The sequence below is a fragment of the Cohnella endophytica genome, assembly GCF_003628305.1.
Classification (GTDB): Bacteria; Bacillota; Bacilli; order Paenibacillales; family Paenibacillaceae; genus Cohnella; species Cohnella endophytica.
This window is the reverse complement of the sequence record NZ_RBZM01000011.1, coordinates 79,648-102,629: the sequence shown is the minus strand read 5'-3', so window position 1 is coordinate 102,629 and position 22,982 is coordinate 79,648. Positions and strand designations below refer to the sequence as shown.

The following is a 22,982-nucleotide window of genomic DNA, read 5'->3' as shown; positions in this document are numbered from 1 at the left end:
AGCTTCGACGCTCTTATCCAAATCTAATAGACTTACAGGAGAATGGAATGCCACAATTTACAACGCAAAACCGACATAAACCTTTACGTCTGCTGCTGCCTTTGCTCGCGGGAGTTTTGGTTCTCGCCCCAACGATGAACGCCGGATATCTTCCTTCGGCGCACGCCGCGTCCACGACGACGCAGGCTGCGGTTACCTACAAGTTAGTTAAGCAAGCAGAATCGATCGTCACTTCTGGCGTACGTGAGATTACCTACGGTTGGGTGCCTTCGGATACCTCGAAGACAACGGAAGTGTTGCACGTCCTGCAAGTCGATCTTAAAAATCCGTACGTCCAGCTTAACGCCATGGGCGGGCCGAAAGGTAGCGTGACGGGAAAACAATCCGTCGGAGCGATGGCGAAGGAGACGGGGGCGGTAGCGGGCATCAACGGCGACGTATTCCGTACGGGCAATGCGGCCGAAGGGGTGCCGATGGGAGCTCAGATTACTTCCGGCAGCTTGCTGGTGAGTACCGAGCAGTTGAACGGCATGTACGCTTTCGGCGTGACCAACGACCGTCAGCCGATCATCGATCGATTTAATTTCACCGGCACGGCGACCGCCGCGGACGGGACGACTTTCGCTCTCGCGGGGATGAACAAGTCCTCGTATATTACGGAGACGAACAAAGCCTATAGTCATGTCAACGCATTGTACATATACACGAACGCATGGACCGCTCCTGAACGTCCCGCGGCGAGCGGAACGACGCCGACGGAAGCTCTAGTCGTCGACGGCGTCGTCACGGAAGTATCGCTAGGCCAAGCGATCAAGACGGCGATTCCAGCGAACGGATATATCCTCCGGGGACACGGGGAAGCGGCTAACTTCATCAAGACGCATTTCGTATTAGGGGATAAGGTTAAGGCTGATTATTCGCTGCAGTCTCTGACGAACGGCAAGACGTACAACGCCGCCGACTTCCAGATGATGGTGAGCGGACATACGCTTCTGATGGACAACGGAGCCGCGGTAGCTTTCACGCGAGACATCAGCGGAGTGAGCGGTTCGGCTGATCGCGCGCGTACGGCGGTCGGTTATTCCAAAGACGGATCGACCGCGTATCTATTGACGGTCGAGGAGAACGGAGGCCGTAACGGCGTCACGTTAAAAGAGCTTCAGCAGATTCTCTCCGGAATCGGAGCATGGAAAGCGGTCAACCTAGACGGTGGCGGCTCCACGACGATGGTTTCCCGCCCGCTAGGGGAGTTCCAGGTCCAGCTCTCCCATCCGACGTTCTACGGAACGACCCAACGTCTGGTAGCGAACGGGATCGGCGTGTACACGACAGCGCCGCAAGGCGCGCTCAAAGGCATTACGGCAAGCGGCGAGAAGACGTTATTCATCGGACAACAAGCCAGTTATTCATTGAAGGCTTACGACACCTATTACAATCCGCTTGATCCGAACGGTCTCCAAGCCGTATGGAAGCTCGACAATCCGATCGGTACTTTGACGGGCGGGTCGTTGTTGGCTACCAAATCGGGACAAACGACGTTAAACGTAAAATCCGGAACGGCCAGCGACAAAATCTCGCTCGAGGTCATCGGCGAAGCGAAGATCGCCCAGTTAACCGTCGAGCCGAGCACAAGGGTGCTTCGTCCGGGAGCCGTAATCGATATGCCGGTTAAGGTTCAATTAACGGACGGCAGGCAGCTGAGCGTTCCCGCATCTTCGGTAAAATGGGAATTCCGCGGCTTCACGGCCAATTCCGCCAATGGCAAGATTACGGTGGCTAACGTCCAGAACAATATCGCTGCCGGTTACGCAATCGCCAGATACGACGGCTACGGCACGGTAGCCGTATTGGCGCCGGGTACGGAACAAGTGCTCGAGAACTTCGAGAACGCCTCTTACAATGTCGGTTTCGCCGGCACGCCGGTCGAGACGGTCGGCACGACGGCGATCGCGACCGGTATTCCGGGGCGCGAGACGTCCAAGGTGCTCGTCATGGATTACGACTTCACGGTCGGATCCGGCAAGAGATACGCCAACGCCGTGCTGAACGACGGCAAAGGCATTACGATTAACGGTTCACCCAGCACGCTGACGCTGGACGTTCTGGGCGATCAGAGCATGAACTGGCTAAGAGCGGAGTTCACGGACGTGAACGGCAAAACCGTGTACGCCACGATCGCCGACAAGATCGATTGGTCCGGATGGAAGAACCTCCGCGTAGACTTGGCTGCCACAGGGTTGAAGGGTCCGTCCAAACTCACCAAGCTATATATCGTGAACCAAGAAGAAGGCCAGGACGAGCGGGCGATGGTAGGAGAGCTTGCTTTCGACAATCTGGTGCTGCAAGTACCTCCTGCACAGATTCAAGTCGCTCAACCGACGATCGTCATGACGGTCGGCAAGAAGGAAGCCACCGTAGACGGCAAGAAAGTCACGCTGCCGGGAGCTCCTTTCGTTCAGAAGGGAACGAGCACCAACTACGTGCCTCTGAAATTCGTGGCCGATAAGCTCGGCGCCCAAGTGTTCTGGGACAATATAGCGAAGCGGGTTACGGTTCTGAGAGGCGATAAAATGCTGGAGCTATGGGTCGGCAATAGCACGATGACGGTTAACGGCATTCGCCAGCCGGTCTTGGCGTCTCCGATCGTCCTTAACGGCAGCGTCTATGTTCCGGTTCGCGTAATCTCCGAGCAACTCGGACAAAAAGTAGGATGGGAATCCAAAACGAAAACCATTACAATTCGTTAATTTGGGCTCATTTCTCTCAAACCTCTACTCTTAGTTTCTAAGATTTATGGTATGATGTAAGCATTGCTAGCAAGCGCCGAGCGGCTTAGTGCCAGTGGGGAATCACGACAGAAGGGCGCGCATGCTGAGGTAGGGGAGTCGTACTCATGGAGCTTCATGTGGACCAGATAGATCGCGTCATTCAGAATGCCATATCCGTAATGGAAGACAGCAAAGTACAAGTGTTCGAAATTTGCGAGGCGGCACGTCGCGAGCTGCATTCCCTAACTCATGAACTAGAATCGATAATAAGAGAAACATCCGAAACGATAGATAAAGTGGATCGGTTCGAGAGGGATTACCGGCTTGCCAGAATTCGACTGACCGAGGTGAGCCGGGATTTCGTCCGGTATTCCGAGCATGATATCAAGTCCGCCTACGAGAAGGCGACGCAACTGCAGTTGGATCTCATGGTTTACCGCGAGAAAGAAACTTACTTAAAAGCCCGAAGGGACGATCTGCAGCATCGGGTGAAAAACGTAGAGCTTTCCATAGAGCGAGCGGACACGATTAATCTGCAGATGAGCGTCGTGCTGGATTACTTGTCCGGAGACCTGACCCAAGTTACGCGCATCCTGGAATCGGCCAAAAACCGGCAAATGATCGGTCTCAAAATCATCCTCGCGCAAGAGGACGAGCGCAAACGGATCGCCCGAGAAATTCATGACGGCCCGGCTCAGTCTCTTGCCAACCTCGTACTAAGGACGGAAATTGCCGAGAGGTTGTTGGACACGAAGGATCTTGAAGTCGTCCGTAGCGAGCTGATCGACCTGAAGTCGCAAATCCGTATCGGTCTGGAAGAGATTCGCAAAATTATTTTCAACCTTCGGCCGATGGCCCTTGATGATCTGGGTTTGGTGCCTACGCTTCGCAAATTCGTGCAGGATTTCGAAGAGAAGACAAGGATCAGAGCCGTCTTCGATACGTCGGGTAAGGAAAAGCGATTGCCCAGCGCCATGGAAGCCGCGATGTTCCGTCTCGTCCAGGAAGGTTACAATAATGCTCTAAAACATGCTCAGCCGACTTACGTATCGTTGGATCTCGCTTTTTACGAGGACACGATCCAGATGGTCATTGAAGACAACGGCGTGGGTTTCCAACAGGAGGTCGTGGAATCCCGGACTCGCTCCCATTCTCATTTCGGCTTGATCGGGATGAAGGAACGCGTCGACTTGTTACAGGGCAAGATCGAAATCCAGTCCGCCTTAGGCAACGGCACGAAAATCAAGATCAACGTACCTATCAAAGCAGAAACAGGAAAGGAGTTAATCGCACATGGAGAATAAGACGGCTACGGCCACCCGCACGATTAAAGTCCTCCTTGCGGATGACCACCAGCTATTCCGCGAAGGATTGAAGCGAATTCTGAACATGGAAAACGATCTAGAGGTCATCGGCGAGTGCGGCGACGGCATTCAGGTGCTAGAGTTCTGCAACCGCGAGAAACCCGACGTTGTCCTGCTGGACATTAACATGCCTATTGAGAACGGCGTTGTGGCTACCGAGCGGTTACGCGATATTTTCCCGGAAATCAAAGTCATTATCTTATCCATACACGATGACGAGAGCTACGTATTTGAGACTCTTCGCAAGGGCGCGACGGGTTACCTTCTCAAGGATATGGAAGCCGAATCTCTCATCAACGCCATTCGCACGGTAGCGGATGGGCATGCATACATACATCCTAAAGTTACGGGCAAATTGATCAATCAGCTTCGCCGCATGACGTATCTCGACGAGATTGGCGCGACTTCGGGAGCTGCGGCCAGCCGGGAGACGGTTACGAAATTCATCCCGCGCGGCAACAATCCTCTGACTCGACGGGAAGCCGAGGTCCTCCGGTTGATGGCGGAAGGCAAGAGCAACAAGACGATCGGGGAAAACCTCTTCATCAGCGAGAAGACGGTCAAGAACCACGTCAGCAGCATCCTTCAGAAGATGGAAGTGGACGATCGTACGCAAGCGGTTATCAATTCGATTAAGTTCGGATGGGTTACGCTCTAATAGAAGCAAGCGCGAAGCGCGGATCCTTGGTCTCTCACCGGCCGGGGAATCGCGCTTTTTTCTTTTGCGTGCGGGAGATGACTCGCAAGGTTAACATTCCCCTCGGTATAACGGTCAAAAAGGCATTTAAATATCTTAATAGTGATCAGAGAGGCTGGATAACGGTGTTTTGGTCGGTTAAAAGGTATTTTACTAGGAAGCCACGCCGGAATAGAGGCACTTAAGCGCAGAAATGACCGTTAAGTGGCTTACCCATAGGATGGACCGGATGGTTAAGGGTGTTGTTGACCGTTAATGCCTGTGGCCGTTTACACGCTTTTCCCCGCTCATATACCCAACAGATCTATATCCGCGGCGGCTGTTAGACGATACGAACGTATCCTTTGCGCATTGTTGCGACTGGGAGCGATCAAGCCAGCTGCAACTAGTGCACATAGGTGTTTGCGTGCTTTTTTGTCGCCTATTCCGAGGCGTAGGCAGATTTCGGTAACGGTCAACTTTCCGGTGGAATCCCGAAGCCCAATGCGGAGGATGTCCCGTTCCTCGGCACGCAATTCGTAAATAGGACGGGAAAGTTTGTTTGTTGCCCATCTCCCCATAAATTGCAACAGCAACTGCTGACACATCCTCGGTTTTTCCGCAATGTCGTCGTAAGAGAAGCGGATGATTTTCCAGCCGTCTAACGTTAAGTGATTTTGCCGCATGAGGTGGTCCGAGAACTTATCTCGGCTAATGTCCTTGGCGTGAGATCGATGGCCGTCTACTTCGATATCAAGCCGCAAGTTGGCCTCGAGAAAGGCGAAGTCGAGAAACCTGTTGCCGTCCTTGAAATCGCTAACCTCGTATTCTGGATGCAAACCGTCGAAATTCCGGAAAGCCGGCCACCACACTTTTTCTAGAAGCATCTTCTCGGCGTGACGATGGCCCTCGTTTAGTCTTCGTAGTCGCTCCCCCTTTCTACGTTTCCTGTGGTATTCCACGAATGCGTCGTAGGCTTGCTCGAATTCCATAATCAGGCCCTCTCCCCAAAATAAAATAGCCGCCTCCCCATCAGATTAAACTGACGGAAAAGCGGCGCGTGCTTCGCGACCGGATGAGTAAATTCGACTTTAGCTTAAATTGAACGGATATATAATGTCAAGCATGGATCGCTGACCCAGCAAGTGTTGGTGACCGGAACTCCCTGTTCGGGCGCGGCATATAGTGTTGAACGAGTAGACGGATGGCTGGGATGGCCGAGCGACTATCCGATGTCCGTCTCTCGCCTTCATTCCCAAAGGAGGTGGCCGCCGTGATTCCGGATCTATTGTGGATTGTCGGCTTTTACGCTGCGGCGGCGGTAGTCGCGCATTGGCTTATCCGGAGGAATTCCGGTGGAGAGCGACGGCATTACGTACTAGTAGCGGGCAATCATCAATTACAGATCGAGTGGTATATCAGGTCGATTCAACAATTCGCAAGGCGAAGCGGAACGGATGTCGGGATTACGGTCGTTCTCGACCAGTCTTCGGACGAAACGGGACCGATCGTAGAGCGTTTTACGCGAAGGGATACAAATATCGAGTGCGTTAGAAAACGCACGACCGAATCGACCGAGGCAGAGGCTCAGATTTCGGAATGTGCGGATAACAAGCCCGGACGGAACGAAACGGTGGTATGGGTGGAGTTGGGGCGGACGGAAGACGTTGGGCGGTTACCATTGTAGGAGGATCGTGCGGTTACCGATAGGGGAGGAAATGGTTGCCTTCCTGCTAGATCTTGCTTACAATATCGGGAGAAGGCCTTATAGGAATTTCGAGTGAAGCACACTCTGGAACCGCGCGAACGGCGGCGATGGAGTGTGCTTTTTTGCGTTCTCATACGCGAGGAGGAGGGGGAAGCGGGATGAAGGTTGTTCTATATGCGGTGCGTGAAAGGAAGGGCTGGCGGGCGCGATTCTCCGTGGCTTGGGAGGCGGATGCGGCTTATTGGGGAGTAAAAGCGGCTAGGATTGTTCGAGTGACGGAAACTCTGCCGCTTGGGATCGCCGTTCGTGCTTGCGACATCTGGAATGAACGCCTGGTGGGGATTGAGCGAGGGGAGTGGCAGGAGCAACGAGGACAAGGACAAGGACAAGGCGGAGGACTGGCTCAGGGTTTGGCGGAGGAGTTTGAAAAGGTTGTAAGAACGGCCTGGGAGCTAGCGGGTGAGAAGAGAGAGGCGCTACAGAATGCTCGGGTGGAGACTGGAGAAAGAGGAGTGGGGCTTCGAGAGCGTGAGAAGGTCCCTCTTGCAGGATGGATACAGGTTGTGAGTGACCTTCTCATGGGGCGATCCCTGCTCAGGGAAGAGGCCATCGAATTGCTGGCAAGCGCATTGCCAGCCGATTGTACCATTGACAGCCTCGCGCTGCTTCAGCACGCGGCGCTCGCCGGGGCCTTGCAGCTTACCGCTGCCGTGGCCCCAAGACCAGCCCCTCCGCCGCGACACGGACTCCGCGGCTGGATAAGCGAGCGGCTGCGCGCCGCGCCAAGGCGGCGCCGTGCCCAAGACCTGGCCTGCCGCCGCTGCGGCAGCGGCAAGGACAAGCTGCGGCACACGCCCTGCGCCGCCTGCGGAAGGCAAGCCTGCGCATATTGCGAGGCTTGCCTAACGATGGGACGCAGCCGCGAATGCGGGCTGCTCGTCATCGGCGTGCCGCGGCTCGCGGCGCAAGCTATGCCGATAGCCGCTCACCAAATCCCCACCAAGGAGATGCTCTCCGAACGGTGGGGACTGAGCCCTGCCCAAAGCGCCGCAGCTTCGGAGGCGCTACGATTCCTTGCGGGCCAAGAAGGCGATGCGGCTGCCGGAATCCGACAACGCGAAAGCCAATCCTTTCTCCTCTGGGCCGTGACCGGAGCCGGCAAAACCGAGATGATTTTCCCCTTGTTGGACGCCGTTCTATCCCGAGGAGGAAAAGCGCTTGTCGCGACTCCCCGCCGGGATGTGGTACTCGAGCTTGCGCCAAGGCTGGTCAAAGCTTTTCCCGGGCGCAACCACGCCGTATTGTACGGCGGAAGCCCCGACCGCTGGGCCAATGGAGCGCTAACGTTATCCACGACTCATCAGCTGTTCCGATTCCAGGAAGCGTTCGATCTCGTGTTGATCGACGAGTTGGATGCTTTTCCCTATCACAACGACCCGATGCTGCATTACGCCGCGGACAAGTGCCGCAAGCAGGACGGCGTCACCGTCCTGTTAAGCGCGACGCCTCCCCCGCGCTTGCAACGCGAAGTCGCGCGAGGAACAATTTCCTGCGCTCGCGTTCCCGTTAGATATCATAGGCATCCGCTTCCGGTACCCGTTCGTTTAGCCTCGCCGTCTATTGCCCATCTCCTGCGCAAACAAGCTCTACCGGCTAAAGTCGTAGAGGCCCTAGCGAGTTCGGTACGAAGAGGCGCTCAAGTATTCTTGTTCGTTCCCTACGTCAAACAAGTCGATTCATTCGTCCAGCTTGTCCGCAGCTATGCGGATAAGCTTGGTATTCCCGCGCAGGCTATCGCCGGCACATCTTCGAAGGATGAGGAGCGAACGGGGAAAGTCGTCGATTTCAGGAATTCGACTACCCGATTGCTCATAACGACGACGATTCTTGAACGCGGGGTCACCATCCCTCGCAGCGACGTATTTATTCTCGACGCGCATAATCCGTTATTCGATGCTTCTTCGCTTGTTCAAATGGCGGGCAGGGCAGGCAGATCGGCGGACGACCCCTTTGGTTTCGTTTATTATGGCGCGCCTTCTTGGACCGATTCCCAGCGAAACGCCACTCTCCAAATTCGCGCAATGAACGCATTGGCTCGACATAAAAATTATCTTCTTGTCTAAAAAGGAACTTTTTTCCTTTGCCAAGCGTCTATTATGGAGGGATAATTATATGTCTATGAATTTTAGTTCATGGTTCTCGCCCTCGCGCGCAGTATGTCCGATGTGCGGAAACAGGCATACTCAAGCCCGAATAGGGATTGCGAATCCGCTTAAGCATCCGGATCCCCGGCGGATAATCGACTCGTTGTGCGGTTCGTGCAGGCATGCGATTCCTTGGATCGTCTATCCGGCGTGCAGGATTTGCGGCAGAGCGGAACGTTGCGAGGATTGCTTACGTCGCAAGATCAGACATTATGAATTGAGCAGATGCGGCGTTCGTTATGACAAAGCGATGAAGGATTGGCTAGCGTTGTACAAGTACCGCGGCCACGAAGGCGTGGAGAACGTGCTCGCCGCCATGCTGGCTTTCGCTTTCGAGCGACTTGGGGAAGCGACGAAGCTTACGTTCCACGGCATCACGGCCGTGCCGTTGGCGCCGGAACGGCTAAGGGAGAGGAACTTCAATCAGGCCGAGAGGTTGGCTCAACGGTTGTCGGAATGGTACGGGTTATCGTACAGTCCGATGCTGCTTCGCTTGCGGCATACCGAGAAACAAAGCCTCAAAACCCGTCGAAGCCGCGTGACCGATATGAGAGGCAACTTCGCGGCCGATCCGGCGGTTTTATTTTCCGAGAGGGCATCCCCGCATAGAATAATCATCGTGGACGACGTATATACGACGGGAAGCACGCTCGACGAGTGCGCAAGAATACTTAAGCAGGCAATGCCTAACAGAGCGGAAGTCTATGGATTGCTATGGGCACGATCGTAACTTTCGTAGCCAAATAGAGTAAAGAGTTACATAGGGATACTACAAAAAGAATCGGCTTACGCCAGAAGGAGGCATCATGGAACGTCGCGCAAAGTTGAGGGAAATCGATATCGTGCGGAGTATCGCGATGATCGGGGTGCTGATGGTACATTCCACGTCGGCGGCCACGCTGGAAATGAAAAGTTCGGGCTTGTACGGGATCTATAATTTCCTGAACATTTTCTTTAAGATCGGCACGACCTCGTTCATTTTGCTTAGCAGTTTCGTGTTGTTCTACAATTATTATCCGCAGCCTCTGACCCTTCAGCGATTCAAGAAATTTTACCGAAACCGGTTAACGTACATCATCGTTCCTTACGTGGTTTTCTCGGTCATCTATTTCGTGATCCGTTGGTACATGAATCATAAGCCGTGGGATATCCCGTTAATGTGGCCGAAGTTCCTGCATGATTTATTGAACGGACAGGCTTACACGCATTTATATTTCGTTTTCATTAGCATTCAGTTGTACTTATTATTCCCGGTCCTCTTATACTTGTTCAAACGTTTCCGATGGCTCGCGGCCTCCGCCGTCGTAATAGGCGTGGGATTGCAATGGGCGTTCTTCCTGTACAACAGGGAATATTGGCAAGTCCAGTATCGCGGGAGCTGGTCTCCTACTTATTTCGGTCAGTATTTTCTCGGCGCGTGGCTGGGCATCTATTTCGATCGCATTAAATCCTGGCTGATCATTGCCAGAGATACGGTTACGAAGGGGAAGGTCGCTCTCTGGATCCTTTTGTGGGCGGTCTGGCTTACGGCGGGAATCAAATATGTATCGATATTTTACCAAGCTCGGATGCATCGCGCGGTGTTTAGCAATGCGTTATATGACGCGCTCTGGGACATGTATACGATGCTCACTCCGCTCATTCTGATGCAAGTGGCTTTCCTGATCGGAGGGCGCATGAATACCTCTTTCTGGGTGGGCAAGCTGCGTTACTTGGGCGTTATTTCGTTCGGAGTCTATTTGGTGCACCCGATCGTATTGCTGATATACCGTCAGTTTCCGCCAAACGCCAGTAATCCGTTGATGGTACATTTCTGGTATCTAGGGGGTTATTGTTGCGCGTTATTCATCTCTTGGATCGTGGTCACGGCGATCTGCCGGTTAACGAACTGGTCCTGGGTGCTGTTCGGCAGCGTTCCCAATCAGATGAAAGCAGTCGATGCGGAAAAAGAACAAGAGTCGGGGCGTGGGACAAGGGTGCCTTCCGCGAGCCCTTCCGTTTCCGGTTGACTAAACAAAGGGATAGCACGTTTCGGGAATTTCGAGTACAATACTTATAAATTAGTCGATTAATGTCAGAATTCGGGGTGAGGTTTGCGTGGAAATAACCTACTGTCCTAAGTGCGGGAAGTTGTTCTCCAAAAATTTCCGCGAGGTCTGCAATAATTGCCATGCGTCGCTGGAAAAAGATTACGAGAGATGCGTCGAGCATCTGCGCCAGAATAAAGGCTTGGATATTACGCAATTGTCCGAAGACATGGAAGTCAGCGTCAAGCAGATCACGAAGTGGATCCGCGAAGGCAGAATATCTCTATTGAACGCGCCGAACATGTCATACCCATGCGAGTCTTGCGGCATTCTCATTCGGGACGGGCATATGTGCGATAATTGCAAGGCTCGATTGCAACGCGATGTGAAGAATGCAACGGGCACGCTCCAGCATAATCCGGATGAGAAGCACACCGGTGCTTACCAGATCGGAAATCGTCTTCACGACCGCAAAAAAACGGAACTCTAAACATTTCATAAACGTCGACCGATAATAAGGATATACATTATCGGTCTTTTTTATTATTGGGGTGATGAACGTGAAAATTAACGATACTCAACGAATCGGTGCCTATCGCACCTATCAGCAACAATCCGAAGCTCGCACGAATCAAGCCAGCGGCCTTCGTCGTAAGGACGAAGTCCAATTTTCCGCGGAGGCTATGGAACTATTGGGCGCCCAGCGTTCGGAGGATCCGAATCGCGCGAAGCGCATCGAGACGCTGAAGAAGGAAGTTAGCTCCGGAACTTACGAAGTAGATTCGGGTAAGCTTGCCGAGAAGCTGTTGCCGTTCGTTCGCGAGTAGAATCAAGTCATAATGAAGGCAGAAGGTGAAATTATGGCGATTCTCGATTTGTTCGAGACGCTCGAGACGCTTTTGCGGCAGCATGAACAGATGATCGCCCTCGGAGAACGGAAGCGGGAAGCGCTCATCGCAAATGACGTCGGCGTTCTGAACGAGGCCGTGAACAAGGAATCCAGGCTCATTAAGGCGATCGCCGAAAGCGAAGGCGATTGGCGTAAAGTCGTCGCGGGTTTCTTGGCGGAGCAGGGACTAAGCGGAAACGCGGGTTCGAAGATTTCGGATCTGGTTCGCGTTCTTCCGAGCTCGGAAGACAAGACCAAGCTGCAAAGCTTGGCGGACAAGCTGCTATCGATCATAGAACGCTTGAAGGAACTGAACGGGACGAACATGAACTTGACGAAACAGGCGATCGAATTTAACGAGTTTTCGCTCAACCTGATCACGAGCCCGTTCGACGATCGGGACTTCGTATACAAGAAGCCGGCCGACTACGGGCGAAGCCAGAATTCGTTGAAACTATTTGATTCGAAAGCGTAAAATCGCTCACAACTCACAATGAGAAACGGGGAAGATGAGAATGAGGTCGACCTTCCATGGATTGGAGACCGCTAAGCGCAGTCTGTTCACGCAACAGGCAGCTTTGCAAACGACGGGACATAACGTAGCTAACGCCAATACGGTCGGGTACTCACGCCAGAGCGTTAATATGGTAGCGACCAAACCGATCGAAGCGGTTGGAATGACACATTCCACGGCCCCCGGTCAGCTGGGTACGGGGGTGGAATACAAGTCTATCACCCGAGTGAGGGAAAGATTTCTCGATCAACAGTTCCGCGATGAGAACAAATCTCTTGGAGCTTGGGAAACAAGGTCTAGTACATTGGACAAACTTCAGACGATTTTTAACGAACCTTCGGATACCGGAATTCGCACGGTGCTGGATAACTTCTGGAAAGCATGGACTAGCTTGGCCCAAGATCCGGAGAATGTAACGGGACGCAAAATCGTACGGGAAAGCGCGATCGCGCTGACGGATACCTTTAATCAGATTTCGAAGCAATTAAGCGATATGAGCGCGGATTTAACCAATAATATCGGCGTTAAAGCGAAAGAAATATCCACGATCGCAAGCAGTATCGCGGATTTAAATGGCGTTATCCAACGTACGGAGGCGCTGGGAGACAACGCGAACGATTTGCGCGATCAACGCGACGTGTTGACGGACCAACTATCGAAGATCGCCAATATTTCGGTTGTTGAGTCCTCGGATGGTTACACGATTTCGATGGGGACCGTTAACCTGGTCACTGGGCGCAATGCCACCGAAATGACATCCGACTCGCTTGAATCGGCGATGAGTTCCGGCGATTTGAACAATGGCGAAGTGTACGGTATGTTCATTTCGAGAGACCAATACGTCTCCAGTTATTCCGCTCAATTGGACGCGATGGCGAATACGATCGCTAACGGCGACATAACGATAACGATTCCTGCGGGATCGGTTATCCCCGATGGCACCACGCTGGACAACATTACTTACACTGGGGCAAATCGAACGCTTGCGCAAGATCTGACGGTTACCGTTAAAGGCTTAAACGGTCTGCATCAATTGGGATACACGTTCGAAAATCCGATGTCGACGGGCTTACCCTTTTTCACATCGAAAGACGATGGAACGATTACCGCTTCGAGCATCCAACTGAACAAGGAGATCCAGAAGGATACCGGCAAAATCGCGACGTCCTTAAGGACAACGGGAAGCGGGGCCGCCGAAGCAGCCGTTAAAGGGAATAGTACTTTGGCCATGGTAGTATCGCAGTTAAAGGATCTGCAGTTCAAGTTCACCGATCTTGAAACGGGAGGACTCGTTAACGGTACAGTGGACGATTATTTCCGTTCGATGATCGGACAACTCGGCGTTCAATCCCAGGAAGCGGATCGTCAGCTTAAGAATAATCAGACGTTGGTGGATTACACCGACGCCAACCGACAATCGGTGAGTGGCGTTTCTCTCGACGAAGAGATGTCCAATCTGATCAAGTTCCAACATGCCTACAATGCCGCGGCCCGGTTTATGACGACGATAGACGAGACGTTGGATAAAGTCATCAATTCCATGGGCGTAGTCGGAAGATAATATAAGGGTCCTAAGCGACTGACAGATTAATTACTGAGGGGGGATTCGATTGCAACGGATTACGCAAGGTATTATCAGCAATCAGATGTTAAGAAATATTAATACCAACCTTCACAAGCTCGATAACTACCAGAACATGGAGTCCACGGGACGGAAGATCAATAAACCGTCGGATGATCCGGTAGGAATAACATATGCTCTCCGGTATCGTAGCGAAATCGCCATGAACGAGCAGTATCAGAAAAACATGGATACGGCGCAAGCGTCTTTGCAACATGTGGATACGGTGCTGGGACAGGTCGGGGAATTGATAAACAGGGTCAAAGAAATTACCGTTCAAGGGCTTAACGGAACGAACTCTCCGACTGCGCTAAGCGCGATTGGTCAGGAAATCTCCCAGCTTTACAACCATTTAGTTAGTCTGGGGAATGATCAACTGAACGGGAAATACATTTTTAATGGACAATTTACGGACAAGCAACCGTATACGGTTGCCAACGCCGGTACGGAACAGACGGACACCGAGTCTATCGACTACAAGTTCGCGGCGGGCGTTACGGTCGCGGTCAATATTACCGGCGATGAAGTGTTCGGAGTTGCAACGGGGTCACCTGGGGATACGGGCGATAATTTGTTTAGCGTATTTAAGGGTTTGGCCAATGCGTTCAATTCGAATGACCCAAACGCGGCGACACCCCTCTTGGAATCTTTGAACAGCCGTGCGGATAAATTATTGAATGCCCGGGCCGATATCGGGGCTAGAACGAATAGGCTAGAATTTATAGACAATCGGATTAAGGATTTGGATCTTAATCTGAATGAATTAAGCGGCAAAACGGAAGACGCGGATATTACCGATGTGATCATGAAGCTGAATATGAGCCAGAACGTCTATCAAGCTTCCCTAAGCGTCGGAGCGAAGGTCATTCAGCCTAGCTTACTAGACTTCTTGAGATAAGATTAAGGAGCAGGAGGGGAAACGGTGGAGAACTTACGTCTTTCTATTCATCAGACTAACGCCCTGATCGGGATGGAAAGCCGAAGGGCTACGATCGATATTCGTTCCCCTCGAGGCGAGTTGTCTATCCAACAACCCCAGGCCAAAGTCGAGATGGAATCCCCGCCTGGGGAGCTCATCATCGATTCCACCAGAGCCCAAGACGCATTGGGCGTTGGACCGCACCTTAGATTTATGAGTAACATGTATAGCCAGATGCAGAACGTCTATCTTCAAGCTCTCGGAAACATCGTCCAAGACGGAAACCGCATGGCGCAGATTACGAATCCGAGGAATGCGTTCGCGGATATTGCTAGGGACGTATTTCAAGAAAAAAGCCCGATTAGGTACACGACCGAAGCTTCCTGTTTTAACGTCCAGATCGATTACATTCCACACAAAGTGAATATACAGGTTAAACCGCAAAGGGCGATTATCGAGTACACGCCTCATAAACCCGAAATTACTTACAATCCAGGTAACTTGGATATTTATCTCCGTCAGAAAAACTCGATTCAATTCGAAGTGACGTCCTATGACCGCTTCGTGTAAAATCAAATGATATTGGCAAAGATGCTATAGCTTAAGCTATAGCATTTCTACATTTTTCAAGGAGGGATTGGTTGATTATGATTGAACAACTTTCAGGATCGAAAATTAACTTCCAAGGCAGTATACTCGGGTTCGCGGAATATCACGAATTCGAATTAAGCATAATCGAAGATCAGCAATATGCATATTTACAGTGCGTTGATCATGAAGATATCGGTTTTCTGGTCGTTAACCCGTTCGCGTTCAACACGGAGTTCAGCTTCGAACTCCAAGAGAATGATAAACAAGCTTTGAAGATCGAGAAGCAGGATGAAGTGCTGGTCGTGGCGATCATGACGATACAAGAGCCGTTTGAGAGTTCAACAATGAATTTGTTGGCTCCATTAGTCATTAATATTCACAACAAGCTTGGACGCCAGTGCATATTGCCCCCTAACAGTCCGTTCGGGACAAAGGAACCGCTCATTAGCCAAATTAAAGTGGAGAGCGGTGAATAGAATGCTCATCTTAAGCAGAAAAGCGGGTCAATCCATCCTGATCGGCAACAATATCGAAATCATCGTTACCGCGGTTGATGGGGACCAGGTGAAGATCGGAATCAACGCGCCGCCGGAAATCGTCATTTTGCGCAAGGAAGTATTAGATTCTATCGAACAGAGCAATCGCGAGGCAGCCAGTCCGAAAGCATTCCTCGAAAAAATAAAAAAACTTTAAAAAATGAAAAAAATGCTATAAACAAAGCGGATAGTTACTCCGATAAATGTATTAGGGCATAAGCCTTTCCACATGGATGTGGAAAACCAAATTTCAGGGAGGAAATACACAATGATTATCAATCACAATCTTAACGCAATGAACGCGCACCGCGCAATGGGCAACAACGTTCTGAACTCCGGCAAAAGCATGGAGAAATTGTCTTCCGGTCTTCGCATCAACCGTGCGGCTGACGATGCTGCTGGTCTGTCCATCTCCGAAAAAATGCGTGGACAAATCCGCGGTTTGGATCAAGCTCAACGCAACGCGCAAGACGGTATCTCCCTCGTACAAACTGCTGAGGGCGCAATGACTGAAATCTCCGATATGCTCGTTCGTATGAAAGAACTGCATGTTCAAAAAGCAAACGGAACGTACAACTCGACGGACAAAGCTAACATTGATAAAGAATTGAATGCATTGACGTCTGAGATTGCTCGTATCCAAACGAACACGAAGTTCAATGATATCAGCTTGTTTGCTACTTCTGGTTCGGTTACAATTCAAACGGGTCACGAAGCTTCGGATTCGTTGAGCATCACTCTTCCTACTACGCTTACTGTAGGAACTACTCTTGCAGGAGTCTCCAGCAACATCGACACGATTTCTTCCGCTCGTGCTGATCTGGGTGCTATGCAAAACCGTTTGGAGCATACGGTTAACAACTTGGGCGCTACGTCCGAGAACTTGCAAGCTGCTGAATCCCGTATCCGCGACACGGACATGGCGAAGGAAATGGTTAACCTCAGCAAAAACAACATTCTCCTTCAAGCTTCCCAAGCAATGCTTGCGCAAGCAAACCAAAATCCGCAAGGCGTTCTGCAATTGCTTCGTTAATCTGTTCTTCACTAGAGGCCTTAGATATTCTAAGGCCTCTTTTCATTATCATAATAGTTTAAGAGGATGCTCATGATGAAGACGATATCATTAGTAATGATTGTATTAAACGAGTCGGACAAGTTGAAGCGGTGCCTGGAAAGTGTGCATGATATCGTTGACGAAATGATTGTAGTAGACACCGGATCCAGCGATAATTCGAAGGAAATTGCCCTAAGCTACAGGGCTAAGGTATACGACTTTACATGGACACAAAGCTTTGCGGATGCGAGGAACTTCGCGTTAAGCCATTCGACAAGCGATTGGAATCTTACGCTTGATGCGGATGAATATATTTCGAACGATTGCGCACTCGCTATTCGGACATTCATTAACAGAAAAGACGTTGAGATTGGGAGAATAAAGAAAGTCAATAAAGTAATGCATAAAGATGGCGAAAGCTACGAGAATAGCTATACGTCTAGGTTATTCCCGGCAGGGATTAAGTATAGTGGCAGGATTCACGAACAGATCGACTCGGATTTGCCGAGAGTGAAAATAGATGTAGAAGTTCAGCATGACGGATATTTCGAAATCAAAAAATCGGATCGTAATATACCAATCTTGCAAATGGAACTGCGGGATCACCCGAATTCTTCCTACTATTTATACCAGCTGGCTAAAGAATATAATGGCCTTGGCAACTTTGCAGAGGCTAACTCGCTATATAAAAAAGCATATCGATTAATTTCGAGAAGAGAAATATATGCCCCTAACTTAATTGTGGATTATATTTATAACATTGTTGCCGGTGGGTTATATGAAGAGGGAATAGAAGTCATACAGGAGAAACAGCAGTTTATTCATGACTATCCGGATTATCATTTCGCGTGCGGCGTGTTTTATTTAGAATATATACTTAGCGATGTTGCGAAAAACGCACATTTGCTAAACAAAATAGAAGAATCCTACTTAAAGTGCATTGAAATTGGCGAAACGGAAAAATACGATAGCGTCATCGGAACAGGGAGTTTTGTAGCTTATTATAACCTCGGAACGTATTACGAAGTAGTCGGCAATATTAAGAGTGCGGAGGCTTGTTACCGCAAGTCTGCGGAGTATGACTATCAGCCGGCATTATCGCGATTGCAACTACTTTCGCTATAGATTTTCTCTACATTTTTGCTCGATAGTTTCCGATAAATATGGTAATAGCTTAATATTGGAGCGTGAGAGAATGGAACTCGATAGAATAGCAAAGATAGAACCGATCAGGGTGAACTATCCCTCCGATTCATTGAAAGTTGAACATTCGGCCCCCAGCATTCCTAAGAGCATCGAAGTGATTAAACAGGCTGAACTGCAAGGCGATGTGACGATTAGCGATCACCAACTTGTCAAGGCAATCGATCGGGCGATCAAGAATATGCAAGGTCCGAATACTTCGCTTGAATTCTCCGTCCATAATAAGACCAAAGAGATTATGGTCAAAGTGTTGAATAAGGATACCGGGGAAGTCATTCGCGAGATCCCACCGGAGAAAACGCTCGATTTCGTCGCGAAGATGTGGAAAATGGCTGGATTATTAGTAGACGAGCGTAGATAAGGAGGGATTTAAATGAGAATCAGCGGATTTTCTTCCGGCATGGACATCGACGCCATGGTCAAGGAAATGATGAAGGCTAAGCGGATTCCGATTGACCAATTAGGGCAGAAGAAACAAGTGCTGGAATGGCAAAGAGAAGAATATCGAGGAATCAATGCCAAGATAGCGGCATTCCGCAACAATAAATTGTTTAATTATAATACTCAGAGCGAGTTCTCCCAAGTGAAAACGGAAGTGGCCGGAGAAGGTAATATCGTCTCCGCTAAAGGTACTACAAGTGCGGTGGCAGGTACGACAACCATTAAAGTGAAGAGTCTTGCGGAATCCGCAAATAACGTAGGTAGCGACATTCGAGCGTCCGACACGTCAGTCCCTCCTGCAAAGATCGCGATCGACACGAGTAAAGCGATTGCAGATGAAGACACGCTGAAAAATAAGGTTATACCGGCAAGCACATACACATTTAAAATTAATGGAGCGCAAGTTACTGTCGATCCTTCAAAAATGTCAGTTAACGATGTATTATCCCAGATCAACGGCAAAACAAACGTTCAAGCTTTCTATGACGAAGGAACCGGCAAAGTGATTATGACATCGAAAGACACCGGCGGTAGTGCATCAATTACAATTGAAGATACCGATAATTTCCTTAGTTCTGTATTGGGTGTTGCGAATAATCCGCTGGCTAAAGGAAAAGATGCTTCGTTATCTATTAATGGTGTAGATACAACTCGTTCCAGCAATTCGTTTTCACTTAATGGTGTAGAGATTACTTTACAAGGTGTAAGTTCATCCTCCACGGTCATTACAACCAGTAAGAACGTTGATAAGATCGTCGACGATATCAAGAGTTTTATTAACGATTATAACGAATTGCTCAAAATGTTGCAGGACAAAGTCGGAGAGACTCGCTATCGGAAGTATGCGCCTTTAACGGATGATCAACGCAGTGCGATGAAGGAATCCGAGATCACGCAATGGGAAGCCAAGGCTAAAAGCGGCCTTCTTGCGAACGACACCATCTTAACGAAGACGATTTCCGATATGCGTATGAGTCTAATGACCAAGGTGAATACGGGCAGCAGCATTAAACAGATGACCAATATCGGGTTGGAAACCGGTCCTTATTATGAAGGTGGTAAACTTTACCTGAAAGACGAAAACAAATTAAGAGAAGCACTCGAGAAAGATCCCAAAGCGGTTATGGCGCTATTTACCTCGAATCCGGATCCGGTTTCCGATCCGAATAATCCTGGCAAGAAAATTCTTCCCGAAACAGAGAATGTCGGTATTTTTCAACGATTGTACGGAAATTTCAAAACCGCACTTGATGCGATGAGCGAAAGAGCGGGTACTAACGCGTATTCGACTTCGCTTACGGACACGTTGAAAACGGAAAGCGTGTTAGGGAAGGGCATCAAAGGACTCACGGATAAAATTAATGATCAGACCGCGAGGTTAACGATCATCGAGAACCGATATTACAGACAATTCGGGGATATGGAAAAAGCGATGAGCAAGTTTAGCTCGCAATCTACTTCGTTATTCGGATCAAGCTCATAGGAATGAATGGGGGCCTCTTACATGCTTCAAGCGAGACCGGACAAATATTTGGAAACCGCAGTTCAAACGGCCACTCCTTCCAAGCTGTTGATTATGCTTTACGATGGGGCAATTCGATTTTGCAGGCAAGGCATTAAATGTTTAGAAGATAAGGATTATTCCGGGGCTAGTAGGAGTCTGTTTAAAGCACAGAGCATCATTAACGAGTTCAGGGGATCATTAGATAGCCAGTATGAGATCTCGCAGGAGCTACATCGGATCTACGAGTATTTTAATTATCGTTTGATTCAAGGAAATATCAAGAGGGATGCAATTCAGGTAGAAGAAGTGCTCAATCATTTGATACAATTGAAAGAGGTCTGGATCGAGGCTGCTAAATCTCCTGCGAAAGAGACCGTGAGCGGAACTCATGGATGATGTTATCATTCGCTTGGAGCAATTAACGGATCAATTCGTTTCCGGCCTCGATCAAGTACAACACGAAGAAGTCATGGCATTTATCGAGGAACGGGAGCAACTTGTAGCCGAAATTTCCGACTCGAAACAATTGCCTTCATCCCTTACTCTAGTTCAAAAACAAAGGATTCAAGCGGTGTTACAACTAGATAATATGATCCTTAACCGAATGAATCAATTGAAAAACGAAGCAAGTCATGAATTGCAAAAAATTCAACAAAGCAAAATGCATCATAACGTTTACGATAAAGCCTATGCGGCGGACAGTGCCTTTTTCGATAAGAAAAAATAAAGGAAGAGTTGAAGGAGACTTCAACTCGTTTTTTTTATCGCCTATGAATGATCTGGCATCAGGAGGGTTACATGGACAAGTTATTATCTCTTTGTATGATCGTGAAGAATGAAGAAAGGGTGCTCTCTCGCTGTTTGGATAGCGTTCGCGATTTTGTTGACGAGATCATTATTATAGATACGGGTTCAACGGATAGAACAAAAGAGATTGCCGCGCAATATACGAATCACATATTTGATTTCGAGTGGGTTAAAGATTTCGCGGCTGCTCGCAATGAGGCGATCCGCAGAGCGACCTCAAAGTGGATACTTGTTCTGGATGCGGATGAGTATATTGAACGTAGCGATGGAGTAGCGTTGCGTCCGTTCTTATCGTCGCTAAACACAAGGAAGAAATTCGCGTTATCCGTGCCTGTACTGAGTCTAACAGGTGAGTCCGGCAATGTTCTTGAAGCCGAAGTCGCAAGAATATTCCCGGCCAATAAAGGGATATATTTTCATAGACCGATCCATGAGCAACTAACTTGCGATTCGGGGAAATTACCATTGTACAAATATGATCTGCGTATTTATCATTCAGGTTATACGCCTGAGGTTCTTCAAGAGAAGAACAAATCCAAGCGAAATTTGGAAATCTTCGAGAAGCTTAAAGAGTCCGGAAAAATGAAACAGTACGACTATTATACGCTCGGTAACGAATACAAAGTGATCAAGGAATATCAAAAAGCTATTGAATGCTATGAGAAAGCTTTCTCTAACCTCAATCCGGAACTCAGTTATTATAAGCGATGCTTGATCGGGTTAATTGATTGTTATATAGCGCTAAATATGCTGCAAGAAGCATATAATCACATAGAGAAGCATCTATCCAGATGGAGTCGATATCCTGAATATCACACGATTAAGGCTCTGGTACTTAACGAACTAGGGTTCTATGATAAGGGCAGAATTGAAAGTGAAAAAGCTATACGAATAGCCGAGAACGGCTCTAACGGAGACGAAGAATACTGGTTGATCAGCCCCGACTACGGCGGTGTTTTTCCTTATCAGAACCTTGTGGAGTATTATTATAGAAAGCAAGATATCCACCAATCTGTATTTTACTTGTCAAAAATATTAAATGAAAGACCGAATCATTTTTACACTTTATATCGATTAGTTACGCTTCTCTCACAATCGGAGAGTACGCAGTCGATCGTCTCCCTGATGAATAAACTATACCCAAAGCAAACGAATCAAGATCTATTTTTACTATTGTGTGCTTCTCTTAAATTAGCTGATCATGGGTTATCTGAGCATTATTTATCAGCAATGGTTTCGGCAGGCCATGATATAGGGACGCACAGCCATCTACGATATGCGATATTGAAAAGAGATAGATCGCTGTTCGATCAATATCGGGTGAATTCGCCGGACATCGTTCATGTTGATCATGTAATGCCCGAATTACTAGCCGCATTACTATGGAATGATACGGAGTATTTGCCAGCGAATACGGAGGTTCAAGCAGTACAATTTCTTCATTCGTTCATCAATACTTCTATTCAAGGTGATAAATCCATCATTACGCCATCAGCGGCTCAAGAGATATTGTTATACGATTTGTTGGTGGAATTGTATCGGTATCAGATCTACGAGGTCTATGACATTCTTATGAAGCGAATATCCAGCGCAAATCTAATCAATATGCTGGCCAATTATTATTACGACCATCATCATTTGGAGCTTGCGACCGATTATTATTCCATTCTCTTGCAGGAAGGCAAGTTGAACGCACAAGGGTACGAGAATCTTGCTCATTTTCACTTCAATCAAGGAGAAGCCGAAGAAGGGATTGGATTCCTTCAAGCAGCGATAGAGCTCGAGTCAGGTAAGGTACAATATTACTCAACACTAAGCGCGAAATGTACGGATGAGGGAACAACTGAAACTTATTGGAAACAAGGCTTTGAGTATTTTCCTCAGTATAGGCAATTAATATCCCGGATTACATCTGAATGACATTAGGGCTATCATAATAAAACGGATTCTAAGAAGACGGATTCTCAATTATGTTGAGAACCGTCTTTTGTTAGTTTGGATAAAAGTTATCGTAATATTTTCTTGCACCTGAGCGACTCCCGAATTCCCTCGCCAAAGAGCCGGGGGCATTCTCTTTATTAAACAACAATAGACAAATTCCTACCAAATAATTAGGCGGCGAACACGGAGGAAAGGACTACAAGTCTAAGCAGTTT

At 49.0% G+C, this 22,982-nt stretch carries 23 protein-coding genes; 22 read left to right on the top strand and 1 reads right to left on the bottom strand.

All coding sequences use genetic code 11. The features are described 5' to 3' along the window. Window positions 1-47 precede the first annotated feature (47 nt). The 3 genes from D7Z26_RS23475 to D7Z26_RS23465 all read left to right on the top strand — a co-directional run bounded on the left by D7Z26_RS23475 (window position 48) and on the right by D7Z26_RS23465 (window position 4,790). A complete protein-coding gene (locus D7Z26_RS23475) occupies window positions 48-2,747 on the top strand; it encodes a phosphodiester glycosidase family protein (protein WP_233567162.1) in 2,700 nt (899 codons plus the stop codon). A 146-nt stretch (window positions 2,748-2,893) separates the two neighbouring features. After that, window positions 2,894-4,072, top strand: coding sequence for a sensor histidine kinase (locus D7Z26_RS23470; protein ID WP_120979463.1), 1,179 nt, complete (start codon window positions 2,894-2,896; stop codon window positions 4,070-4,072). Continuing rightward, a complete protein-coding gene (locus tag D7Z26_RS23465) occupies window positions 4,062-4,790 on the top strand; it encodes a response regulator (RefSeq protein ID WP_120979462.1) in 729 nt (242 codons plus the stop codon). Before D7Z26_RS23470 ends, D7Z26_RS23465 begins: the two co-directional genes overlap by 11 nt. A 326-nt stretch (window positions 4,791-5,116) precedes the next feature. On the opposite strand, the gene D7Z26_RS23460 is transcribed toward D7Z26_RS23465, so the two are convergent. Next, the gene (locus D7Z26_RS23460; protein WP_120979461.1) at window positions 5,117-5,800 is read right to left on the bottom strand and encodes a DUF559 domain-containing protein; all 684 of its coding nucleotides are present in this window, start codon (window positions 5,798-5,800) and stop codon (window positions 5,117-5,119) included. Window positions 5,801-6,081: 281 nt separating this feature from the next. On the opposite strand from D7Z26_RS23460, the gene D7Z26_RS23455 reads away from it, so the two are divergent. The 19 genes from D7Z26_RS23455 (at window position 6,082) to D7Z26_RS23365 (ending at window position 22,746) form a co-directional block, all read left to right on the top strand. After that, window positions 6,082-6,495 carry a hypothetical protein gene (locus tag D7Z26_RS23455; RefSeq protein WP_120979460.1) on the top strand — a complete coding sequence of 138 codons (414 nt, stop codon included), beginning with the start codon at window positions 6,082-6,084 and terminating at the stop codon, window positions 6,493-6,495. A gap of 179 nt (window positions 6,496-6,674) precedes the next feature. Next, window positions 6,675-8,639, top strand: coding sequence for a helicase-related protein (locus tag D7Z26_RS23450; protein WP_120979459.1), 1,965 nt, complete (start codon window positions 6,675-6,677; stop codon window positions 8,637-8,639). Window positions 8,640-8,688: 49 nt separating this feature from the next. Continuing rightward, a complete protein-coding gene (locus tag D7Z26_RS23445; RefSeq protein WP_120979458.1) occupies window positions 8,689-9,450 on the top strand; it encodes a ComF family protein in 762 nt (253 codons plus the stop codon). A gap of 76 nt (window positions 9,451-9,526) precedes the next feature. After that, the gene (locus D7Z26_RS23440) at window positions 9,527-10,729 is read left to right on the top strand and encodes an acyltransferase (protein WP_120979457.1); all 1,203 of its coding nucleotides are present in this window, start codon (window positions 9,527-9,529) and stop codon (window positions 10,727-10,729) included. An 88-nt stretch (window positions 10,730-10,817) separates the two neighbouring features. After that, window positions 10,818-11,237: a flagellar protein gene (locus D7Z26_RS23435; RefSeq protein ID WP_147423890.1), complete on the top strand. Its 420-nt coding sequence runs from the start codon at window positions 10,818-10,820 to the stop codon at window positions 11,235-11,237. 64 nt (window positions 11,238-11,301) lie between these two features. Continuing rightward, window positions 11,302-11,574, top strand: a complete 273-nt coding sequence (flgM, locus tag D7Z26_RS23430) for a flagellar biosynthesis anti-sigma factor FlgM (protein WP_407643548.1) — start codon at window positions 11,302-11,304, stop codon at window positions 11,572-11,574. A gap of 33 nt (window positions 11,575-11,607) precedes the next feature. Continuing rightward, on the top strand, window positions 11,608-12,111 hold the full coding sequence (locus D7Z26_RS23425; RefSeq protein WP_158602418.1) for a flagellar protein FlgN: 504 nt from the start codon (window positions 11,608-11,610) through the stop codon (window positions 12,109-12,111). A 40-nt stretch (window positions 12,112-12,151) separates the two neighbouring features. After that, window positions 12,152-13,711 carry a flagellar hook-associated protein FlgK gene (gene flgK / locus D7Z26_RS23420; RefSeq protein WP_120979454.1) on the top strand — a complete coding sequence of 520 codons (1,560 nt, stop codon included), beginning with the start codon at window positions 12,152-12,154 and terminating at the stop codon, window positions 13,709-13,711. A 49-nt stretch (window positions 13,712-13,760) separates the two neighbouring features. Further along, window positions 13,761-14,669 (top strand): flagellar hook-associated protein FlgL, encoded by a 909-nt coding sequence (gene flgL / locus D7Z26_RS23415; RefSeq protein ID WP_233567160.1) that lies wholly within the window; start codon window positions 13,761-13,763, stop codon window positions 14,667-14,669. Window positions 14,670-14,693: 24 nt separating this feature from the next. Then, the gene (locus D7Z26_RS23410) at window positions 14,694-15,260 is read left to right on the top strand and encodes a DUF6470 family protein (protein ID WP_120979453.1); all 567 of its coding nucleotides are present in this window, start codon (window positions 14,694-14,696) and stop codon (window positions 15,258-15,260) included. A 77-nt stretch (window positions 15,261-15,337) separates the two neighbouring features. Continuing rightward, window positions 15,338-15,757 (top strand): flagellar assembly protein FliW, encoded by a 420-nt coding sequence (gene fliW, locus D7Z26_RS23405; protein ID WP_120979452.1) that lies wholly within the window; start codon window positions 15,338-15,340, stop codon window positions 15,755-15,757. Window position 15,758: 1 nt separating this feature from the next. Then, window positions 15,759-15,974: a carbon storage regulator CsrA gene (gene csrA / locus D7Z26_RS23400; RefSeq protein WP_120979451.1), complete on the top strand. Its 216-nt coding sequence runs from the start codon at window positions 15,759-15,761 to the stop codon at window positions 15,972-15,974. A 111-nt stretch (window positions 15,975-16,085) separates the two neighbouring features. Then, window positions 16,086-16,850, top strand: a complete 765-nt coding sequence (locus tag D7Z26_RS23395; RefSeq protein ID WP_120979450.1) for a flagellin N-terminal helical domain-containing protein — start codon at window positions 16,086-16,088, stop codon at window positions 16,848-16,850. Between the two features lie 72 nt (window positions 16,851-16,922). Next, window positions 16,923-17,996, top strand: a complete 1,074-nt coding sequence (locus D7Z26_RS23390; protein ID WP_233567159.1) for a tetratricopeptide repeat-containing glycosyltransferase family 2 protein — start codon at window positions 16,923-16,925, stop codon at window positions 17,994-17,996. A gap of 175 nt (window positions 17,997-18,171) precedes the next feature. After that, entirely contained in the window at window positions 18,172-18,435 is a 264-nt protein-coding gene (locus tag D7Z26_RS23385) for a flagellar protein FlaG (protein WP_233567157.1), read from the top strand. Window positions 18,436-18,447: 12 nt separating this feature from the next. Further along, window positions 18,448-19,998 (top strand): flagellar filament capping protein FliD, encoded by a 1,551-nt coding sequence (gene fliD / locus D7Z26_RS23380; protein WP_120979448.1) that lies wholly within the window; start codon window positions 18,448-18,450, stop codon window positions 19,996-19,998. Window positions 19,999-20,019: 21 nt separating this feature from the next. Then, window positions 20,020-20,415 (top strand): flagellar export chaperone FliS, encoded by a 396-nt coding sequence (gene fliS, locus D7Z26_RS23375; protein ID WP_120979447.1) that lies wholly within the window; start codon window positions 20,020-20,022, stop codon window positions 20,413-20,415. Further along, complete coding sequence (gene fliT / locus D7Z26_RS23370; protein ID WP_120979446.1) at window positions 20,408-20,746, top strand: flagellar protein FliT; 339 nt, start codon at window positions 20,408-20,410, stop codon at window positions 20,744-20,746. The genes fliS and fliT overlap by 8 nt, the downstream gene beginning before the upstream one ends. Window positions 20,747-20,817: 71 nt before the next feature. Beyond that, window positions 20,818-22,746, top strand: a complete 1,929-nt coding sequence (locus D7Z26_RS23365) for a glycosyltransferase (RefSeq protein ID WP_158602417.1) — start codon at window positions 20,818-20,820, stop codon at window positions 22,744-22,746. The last annotated feature ends 236 nt before the right edge of the window (window positions 22,747-22,982 follow it).

Excerpts from the sequence above, each read along its gene's own strand:
- D7Z26_RS23450 (WP_120979459.1), top strand. The coding sequence starts at position 6,675 with ATGAAGGTTGTTCTATATGCGGTGCGTGAAAGGAAGGGCTGGCGGGCG.
- D7Z26_RS23460 (WP_120979461.1), bottom strand. The coding sequence starts at position 5,800 with ATGGAATTCGAGCAAGCCTACGACGCATTCGTGGAATACCACAGGAAA.
- fliW (WP_120979452.1), top strand. The coding sequence starts at position 15,338 with ATGATTGAACAACTTTCAGGATCGAAAATTAACTTCCAAGGCAGTATA.
- flgK (WP_120979454.1), top strand. The coding sequence starts at position 12,152 with ATGAGGTCGACCTTCCATGGATTGGAGACCGCTAAGCGCAGTCTGTTC.
- D7Z26_RS23470 (WP_120979463.1), top strand. The coding sequence starts at position 2,894 with ATGGAGCTTCATGTGGACCAGATAGATCGCGTCATTCAGAATGCCATA.
- D7Z26_RS23365 (WP_158602417.1), top strand. The coding sequence starts at position 20,818 with ATGGACAAGTTATTATCTCTTTGTATGATCGTGAAGAATGAAGAAAGG.
- D7Z26_RS23440 (WP_120979457.1), top strand. The coding sequence starts at position 9,527 with ATGGAACGTCGCGCAAAGTTGAGGGAAATCGATATCGTGCGGAGTATC.
- D7Z26_RS23425 (WP_158602418.1), top strand. The coding sequence starts at position 11,608 with ATGGCGATTCTCGATTTGTTCGAGACGCTCGAGACGCTTTTGCGGCAG.
- fliT (WP_120979446.1), top strand. The coding sequence starts at position 20,408 with ATGGATGATGTTATCATTCGCTTGGAGCAATTAACGGATCAATTCGTT.
- D7Z26_RS23465 (WP_120979462.1), top strand. The coding sequence starts at position 4,062 with ATGGAGAATAAGACGGCTACGGCCACCCGCACGATTAAAGTCCTCCTT.
- D7Z26_RS23475 (WP_233567162.1), top strand. The coding sequence starts at position 48 with ATGCCACAATTTACAACGCAAAACCGACATAAACCTTTACGTCTGCTG.
- fliS (WP_120979447.1), top strand. The coding sequence starts at position 20,020 with ATGCTTCAAGCGAGACCGGACAAATATTTGGAAACCGCAGTTCAAACG.
- D7Z26_RS23390 (WP_233567159.1), top strand. The coding sequence starts at position 16,923 with ATGATGAAGACGATATCATTAGTAATGATTGTATTAAACGAGTCGGAC.
- csrA (WP_120979451.1), top strand. The coding sequence starts at position 15,759 with ATGCTCATCTTAAGCAGAAAAGCGGGTCAATCCATCCTGATCGGCAAC.
- flgM (WP_407643548.1), top strand. The coding sequence starts at position 11,302 with ATGAACGTGAAAATTAACGATACTCAACGAATCGGTGCCTATCGCACC.
- D7Z26_RS23445 (WP_120979458.1), top strand. The coding sequence starts at position 8,689 with ATGTCTATGAATTTTAGTTCATGGTTCTCGCCCTCGCGCGCAGTATGT.
- fliD (WP_120979448.1), top strand. The coding sequence starts at position 18,448 with ATGAGAATCAGCGGATTTTCTTCCGGCATGGACATCGACGCCATGGTC.
- D7Z26_RS23395 (WP_120979450.1), top strand. The coding sequence starts at position 16,086 with ATGATTATCAATCACAATCTTAACGCAATGAACGCGCACCGCGCAATG.